Origin of the sequence: Streptomyces palmae (assembly GCF_004684805.1) — a bacterium.
Taxonomy (GTDB): domain Bacteria; phylum Actinomycetota; class Actinomycetes; order Streptomycetales; family Streptomycetaceae; genus Streptomyces; species Streptomyces palmae.
In genome coordinates this window covers 1-4583 of the sequence record NZ_SRID01000472.1, presented here as the reverse complement: position 1 = coordinate 4583, position 4583 = coordinate 1, and the positions used below count along the sequence as shown (strand labels likewise).

Sequence of the window (4583 nt, the reverse complement as noted above, 5' to 3'; positions counted from 1 at the left end):
GGCTGGGGCGGGATCAGGGGGTGAGGCGCCAGGCGCTGAACTCGACCGTGCCGCGGGCGCCCGTTCCCCCGTTGGTGGCGGACATGAAGAGCCCGGCGTCCTGGGTGGTGGCGGCGCGCGGCAGGGTGACGGTGGCCACGGTGCGCCAGGTCGTGCCGTCCGTGGACAGTTCGCCGGTGTAGGAGCTGCCCGCGGTGCGGGTGAGCCGCAGCCAGACCGGGGCCTTCACCCCGGTGATCCGCTGGTAGGTGTCGAGGGTTCCGTCACCGTTGGAGTCGTAGGAGAGCACCACGCCGTTGCCCGGCGTGGCGGCCAGGTTGAGGAAGCCCCCCGAGCCCGCCGCGGCCAGGTCGTCCCGGACCATCAGGCCCGCCCGCGCCCAGGACCCGGTGACCGCCTGGGAGTCCACCCGTACCGTCATCCGCGAGCCGACGGAGAAGGCGGCCTTCCGGTAGACCGCGCCGAACTCCGCGGTGGCCTTCCACAGGTCCTGCCCCGCCCCGTCGATCGCCAGGCGGTCGCCCAACTGCCCGAAGACGGCGTCGTTGCCGGTCACCGTCTTCAGCCCGGCCTCCAGCGGACCCGCCACCCACAGGGTGCCCTGGCGCGTCGCCCGCACCCGGTCCTCGCCGCGCGGCCCGTAGTCCACGGCGAGTTCGTACGGCATCGGGCGCAGCGGCCGGTCCAGCGGCGTCGCGGAGGCGGTGGCCCGCCAGACCGCCTGGCCGCTGCCGCCCGCCGGGACGCCGTCCAGCACGGTCGACCCCTGCGGTACCGCGCCCAGACCGGCCAGCGCGAAGTCCACCCGCCCGGTGCCCCGCAACCCGTTGGTGTTGCGGAAGACGGCGGTCAGGGTGGCGGAGCCGCCGGGCGGCATGGTGGTCGGCTCGGCGGTGAGTTCCACGGTGCCCTGGTACGGGGCCCGGGCCAGGGCGTCGTGCACCCGGGTGGCGATCCGGTGGGCGTCCCCGACCGGCTGCTCCGGGTACTCCTTGCGCTCCCGGGTCCACGGCTCCTCGATGGCGTACCAGTCGAAGGACTTCGGCGCCCGGCCCGCCTCCAGCGCGGCGGCCAGCTCGTCCAGGTAGCTCTGCCACTGGGGGAGGTGGAAGTCGGCGATCAGGCCGTGCCAGTCCCGGTTGGCGTAGTTGGCGAGCTTGCCGCCGTCCGCGGTCGGGCGGTCGGCCCAGGTGGTGATCAGGGTGCGGGCGGTGCGCTCCAGGTCGGCGGCCTCCGCCTCCCCGGTGGCCAGCCGTTTGGCGTCGGCCAGCCAGGACCCCAGCAGGAAGTGCCGGTGGGCGCCGGCCATCTCGTCGCTCAGCCGCATCAGCTCCAGCCACAGCCGGGACAGCGCGCCGAAGGTCCTCTTGTCCTTCCGCTGGTAGGCGGCCTGGAGCTGCGGGATCAGCTGCCAGGAGCGGTTGGCCAGGGCCTGCCGGGCGACGTCGGTCAGATCGTGCCGGTAGGCGTCGCTGCCGCGCAGGGCGGGCCGTACCGCCAGCAGCGCGGCGAACGCGGTGTCGAAGGCGGCCGGGTCGAAGGCCGGGGTGTGGGTGGCGTAGGTGGTGCCGGAGCGGGCGGCCAGGTTGGGCCGGGAGGCGAAGACGCTGTCGTGCGGTCGGCCGTCCCGGCTGCTGATCTGGTACGCGGTGTCGCGCAGCGCCGCGAACGCCTCCCGGGCCTGCTTGTCCCGCCCGCCGAACCGGGCGTCGGCGTACCCGTCGAACCACTCCGCCCGGTCCACCGCCTCCTCCCGCCAGGCCAACTCGCTGAACAGCTCGAAGGCCGCCGGGTCACGCTCCACCGCCTCCGGCATGTACGCGGTGCCCACCAGCTTGCTGCCCGGCTTGTCCCGCCAGGCGGTGAACCGCCGCGCCCACATGTGCGTCTTGGCGCCGATGGTGGTGCGCCCGCCGAAGTTGGGGATGGTGCCGAAGGCGTAGGGCACCCCGCCCCAGTCCCGCTCCCGGTCGGTGACCGTCTCCAGGTCCGAGAGCCCGTCCACCACCAGCATCCCGTCGCGGTCCACCGCGTCCAGCAGGTCGCGCCGCGGGTTCTCCTGCCAGCCGAGGATCACCCAGACGGCGTCCGGGTGGGCGGCCCGCAGCGCGGCCTGCACCGCGCGCGCCGCGTCCGGCACCGGCACGTCGCCCGGGCTGCCGCCTTCGTGCAGCAGGTCCATCTTGAACAGGTCGGCGGAGCCGAAGAGGTCCCGCTGGTGGCGGTAGAAGGCGGCGGCCACGTCCCGGAAGGCCGACGTCCGCGGATCGAGCCAGTCCGGACGCCGCAGACCGGCCCAGTCGCCCTGCGGAACGGTGCGCGCCTGCGGGTTGCGGGCCGCGAAGCCGTCCGGCACCGTGCCGAAGTAGCCGGGGAGGACCGGGGCCATCCCCAGTTCGCGCAGCCGGTCGGAGATCCGCCGGCCCAGGTCGGTGCGGACCTCCAGCAGCTCGGGGCTGAGCGGGCCGCCGTACCCGCTCATGTTCTGCAGCAGCCACCAGGGCTGGTGGGTCGGGGCGGGGAGCCAGCCGCGGGCCTCGGCGTCGGAGTAGCCGAAGTCCTTGAGCAGCCGGTGGTAGACGGCCTCCTGTCCGGTGGTGACCAGCAGCTCGTTGCAGCCGTGCAGGGCCGCGATGTCGATCTGCCGCTCCCAGCGGCCCCAGTCCGCGTACGGGGCGGTGTAGCCGTCATGGGTGTCGTTGAAGGCGAACCGGTGCCGCAGGGTGGTGGAGCGCTCCAGCGGGGCGCGGGGCGCGGGCAGCTTGCGGGGCAGCTCCAGCTGGTCGCCCGCCCAGGAGACATGGGCCTGGCAGGTGTACTTCAGATACCAGTTGACGCCGGTGAGCAGCACCGCGGGGCTGGTGCCGGCGACCGTGACCCGGCCGGTCGACCCGCCGACCCGGAACCGCTCCGGGCCGCCGTCCAGGGCGGTCAGCTCGAACTGGTCGGCGTGGCTCGGCAGCAGCCGCTCCAGCGCGGCGCGGGCGGGGGCGGTGTCGAACGGGGCGGCCGGCTCGGACCGGCCGGACCGGGCGGGCAGGGCAGGCTCCTTCGCGCTGTCCGCCGCGGCCGGGGTGGCGCCGGCCAGCGCGGCCCCCGTGCCCAGGGCCCCGGCGGTTCCGATCAGGGTGCGTCTGCTCAGGTCACTCACGTGTGCCCTCCAGAGAAAAGGCCAACGGTCGTGTGCGATCGGCACGCTACCCAGGGTGACGGGTGGGGGCAACGGTGTGGACGGGACGTGTCCCCACGGGTGGCCCGCGCGGGGGCGGCCCGGGGGTGCGGTGACGGGCCTGACGGCGACCTCACGAGTGCGGTGGGGCGGACCCGGACGAGGTGGCGACATCGAGGAGGAGGCGGCGCCGGTGGTGGCGCCCCCGGAGGCGGCAGGCGGCTACGGGCGCGGGGGCCGACCCCCTGGCCGCGGCAGGCGGCTCCCGGCGCGGCGGTGACCTGGGGGAAGCCGCGGCCCGGGGATGCGGCAGGATGCCGGGATGGAGCAGGATGCCGGGATGGAGCAGAAGCCGCCCGCCACCGGCACCCGGCTGAGGGTGCACGCCCGCTGTGTGGACTGCGGCCGGGAGACCGGCAGCGCGGCCGACGAGCCGGTGGTGCTGGCCTCGGTCGTCAAGGTCCTGCTGGTGCTGGAGTTCGCCCGGCAGATGGCCGCCGGGCAGTTGGACGGGACCGAGCGGGTGGTGGTGCCCAGCGCCGCGCGGCTGGGCGGCACCGGCACCGCCGGGTGCCTGGACGATGTGCGGATGAGCCTGCGGGACCTGGCCGGGTTCGCCCTGTCGGTCAGCGACAACGCCGCCGCGGACGTGCTGTTCGACCGGGTGGGCGTGGACACCGTGGGGCTGCTCGCCGCCGAACTCGGTCTGCACCGCACCCGAGTGGTCGCCTCGCCCAGCACCCTGCTCGCCGACATGCTGGAGGACGTCGGGGCGGGCGACCTGGCCGAGTTCGCCGCCGTCTACCCCACGCTCGCGCCCGAGCGGCTGCGAGCGATGCGCATCCGCGACCCGCTGCGCACCAATGGCAGCACCGCGCGGGACATGACCCGGCTGCTCACCCTGGTCTGGACCGACCGGGCCGGGCCGCCCGAGGCATGCGCCCGGCTCAGGCGGCTGATGGCCCACCAGGTCAACTGGCACCGGCTCGCCGCGGCCTTCCCGGAGGAGGTCGCGGTGGCCGCCAAGTCGGGCACCCTGCCCGGCGTACGCAACGAGATCGGCGTGGTCCGCTACCCGGACGGCGGCCGTTACGCGGTCGCGGTCTTCCTGGAGACCCCGGCCCTCGGCGAACGCCGCGCCGACCTCGACCGCCTGATCGGCGCGACCGGCCACACCGCGGTGACCGCACTGCGCGGCTGCTGCGGTGCGGCCGCCGCCGACTGAGGGCGGGGCCGCGTCCGGACCCTCAGCGGCCCTCCCCGGTGAGGGCGTAGACGATGTCCCAGGGGCGCGGAGTAGGTGACGTGGAAGACGTGGCTGGAGTCGTTGCGGCAGATGCGGCGGCCGGCGATGCGCTTGACCACCTCGTCCTCGGGGACCTCCAGGTCCAGCACCGCGTCCAGGCGCATGCCC

At 75.1% G+C, this 4583-nt stretch carries 2 protein-coding genes and 1 pseudogene; 1 reads left to right on the top strand and 2 read right to left on the bottom strand.

What is annotated here, in order from left to right:
* Window positions 1–13: 13 nt before the first annotated feature.
* On the bottom strand, window positions 14–3151 hold the full coding sequence (locus tag E4099_RS29400) for an alpha-N-acetylglucosaminidase (RefSeq protein ID WP_135342154.1): 3138 nt from the start codon (window positions 3149–3151) through the stop codon (window positions 14–16).
* A gap of 340 nt (window positions 3152–3491) precedes the next feature.
* On the opposite strand from E4099_RS29400, the gene E4099_RS29395 reads away from it, so the two are divergent.
* Entirely contained in the window at window positions 3492–4394 is a 903-nt protein-coding gene (locus E4099_RS29395) for a serine hydrolase (RefSeq protein WP_209446792.1), read from the top strand.
* A gap of 14 nt (window positions 4395–4408) precedes the next feature.
* Here the strand turns inward: E4099_RS29395 and E4099_RS34640 are convergent.
* Window positions 4409–4583, bottom strand: a pseudogene (locus E4099_RS34640) (adenylate kinase); the annotation flags it as partial.

Bases quoted from the DNA above. Each gene is read 5' to 3' on its own strand.
- E4099_RS29395 (WP_209446792.1), top strand. From the start codon at position 3,492: ATGGAGCAGGATGCCGGGATGGAGCAGAAGCCGCCCGCCACCGGCACC.